At 62.5% G+C, this 2,611-nt stretch carries 1 protein-coding gene; it reads right to left on the reverse strand.

The window, feature by feature from the left end; translation table 11 throughout:
* Positions 1 to 52 precede the first annotated feature (52 nt).
* Entirely contained in the window at positions 53 to 2,362 is a 2,310-nt protein-coding gene (locus G1C97_RS11990; RefSeq protein WP_169241955.1) for an alpha-galactosidase, read from the reverse strand.
* Positions 2,363 to 2,611: the final 249 nt, after the last annotated feature.

Raw genomic sequence — 2,611 nt, forward strand, 5'->3', positions numbered from 1 at the left:
GGGGAACGATTGGGGGAGCGCCGGGGAGCGACTGCCGCACGCCCCAGCACGGTCAGTGTAACGCTACAGCCTTGAACAGGACGGCTTGCTGGGGGTGGAGGGACGGCGGACGAATGCCATAGCGTTGCAACGCTTCGCCGGTCATCACCACGCCCTCCTCATTCCACCAGCCAAGCGTGCTCTGGCCATTGCCCAGGCCAGTCAGGTCAAGGCTCGGATCGAGCGGGCTCACACGGTAGGTGCGTTCGGGGTCGAGACCGGGCAGATGCACCGGTGCGGCCGGATAGGTCTGGCTGGTGGTCAGTTGGGTGAAACGGTAGATGGCGGCGTCGCGGTTCGGCATCACCATGCCATCGAGTCGCACGGCGGGATCATTGGAATCGGCATGCACGCAGGTGTCGATGGCAAACCAGTCGCGATGCTTCTTGAATTCATCCACCCACACGGCCAACTTGGCGAGGGACTCTTCCGGCTCTTTCAGCAGATTCCATTCAATGCCCATATGCCCGAAGAACGCCATCGCCATGCGCAGCTCCTGACTGGTGGCACGTTGCGTGGAATGCGCCGGGCTGGCACCCACGTGTTCGCCCATCATGGCCGGAGGCACGAGCAGCGACGTATAGCGCTGGATGTCCGCGCGCTCTACCGGATCCACACAATCGGAGACCCAGATACGATCGGCGTATTCGAGGATGCCGAGATCCACGCGGCCGCCGCCGGAAGAACAGCTTTCGATCTCCAGTCCCGGGTGACGCTCCTTGAGCTTCTTGAAGATGTCATAGACGGCAAGGGTCTGTGCATGTACGGCCGGTCGGCCGGAGTAACGGGAGCATGCTTCGGTGACGAGCTTGTTGTGATCCCATTTGATGTAGTCGATCTTGAGATCGCCCACCAACGTATCCATGCAGTCGAATATGTAGTCGAACGCCGCGGGATTGGTGAGGTCCAGCACCTGCTGGCTACGGCCCTGCAACGGCAGACGGCCGGCGGTGGGGGAGAGCATCCAATCAGGATGGTTGCGCGCCACCTCGGAATCGGGGTTGACCATTTCGGGCTCGAACCACAGTCCGAACTGCATGCCCTTGCCGTGTACATAGTCGGCGAGGGCCTGCAACGACTTCGGACCTTCCGGCCAGACATCCGGCGAAATCTGCCAATCGCCAAGGCCGGACGTATCGTCGCGGCGAGAGCCGAACCAGCCGTCGTCGACCACGAATCGTTCCACACCAGAGTCGGCGGCTTTATCGGCCAGCGCCGCAAGCGTATCGAAATCATGCTGGAAGTACACGGCCTCCCACGTATTGAGCAACACCGGACGGCCCGCGGTAAACAGACGCGGATGGCGGGAGCGCACATAGTCATGGAAACGAGCGGCGATTTCGTTGAGTCCGTCGCCGAACGAGCCGAACAGCCACGGAGTCTCGTAGGAGTTTTGGCCCCCACCCTGCGGTGCCAACGTTGCTTCGCCGCCGAACAGCAGCTCACCGCCACCGATCACACCTTGCGTATACGGCAAACGTTCGGCGGACAGCACGGAATTGCCGCTCCATCCCACATGCACCGAATAGGCCTCGCCGTGCTCGAATCCGAAGCCGGGCACGCCCGCGGTGAGCAGCAGGGAAGCGTCGAAATCCGGGCGTCCGGCGAGCTGCGGTTTTTCGAAACGTCCGATGGTCAGCGGTTGACGTTGCGGGCTGCGCTCGCGCAGGTGATGACCGGTGGTGGTCAGGATTTCGCTGGCCGATTCGGGCAGGGGGAAGCCGAGTTCGATATTGCCGACTTCCAGCGGTGCCGGGTTGGTGCTGAGGTTGGTGACCGTCGCCTTCTGCCGTACGAGTCCTCCGGGCATCAGTTCCAGTCGCCATTCGATGCCGATGCCTTGTTCGTCATCATGTGCGGTGACGACGACGCCGGGTACGCGCACCGGGCCGGTGGTGCGGGAACGTCCGGTCACATCCGCGTACTGTTCGCCGGTGGTGGCGTCGAGCGTTGCCGCCAGTACGCCTTCGGTGGTGATGCCGGTCACCGTGAACTTGGGGAACAGTTCGATGCCGGCGCGACGCAGCACTACGCGAGGCTCGCCGATCCAGCTTTCGGCCTGCGTGGGCAATACGGTCGGCCACGCGGTGTCGTCGAGCGCGCCGGACACGCGCTGCGGCTTCAGTGCGTCGTATGCGGCGAGCAAGGTTGCGGGATCGGACAGCGGGCGGCCCCAGTGGACGATGCGTGGCAGTTCGTCGCCGGCAACGATCAGGCCGATTGCTGCGTGGGCGGCTGGCTGGGCAAGGTATACGGCGGTGAGCGCTGTACCGTCGGAGGCGGTGCCGGTGAAGGTGCGGGTGAGCGCTGTGGAATCGGTCATAATGACGATGTCTCCTTTGACCTGACGTTACTGGATGCTTACTGGCTACTACTGGTTCTGATGGTAGGAATATCGCAATATGTTGACTCGATGCAGCGTGTTGGCCGGGGAAAGCAAGTATTTGGCGTGCTTCCACTTCCGTCGTGTGGTGAACATGGTCCGTTTCATTTCGCCATATCCACGAAATAACGCCATTTTTGGACCCACACGCCGCGCAAAACACCGCACGATGGAGAGGCGGGGTGGGGC

This window comes from Bifidobacterium olomucense (assembly GCF_012932375.1).
GTDB classification, from domain to species: Bacteria; Actinomycetota; Actinomycetes; order Actinomycetales; family Bifidobacteriaceae; genus Bifidobacterium; species Bifidobacterium olomucense.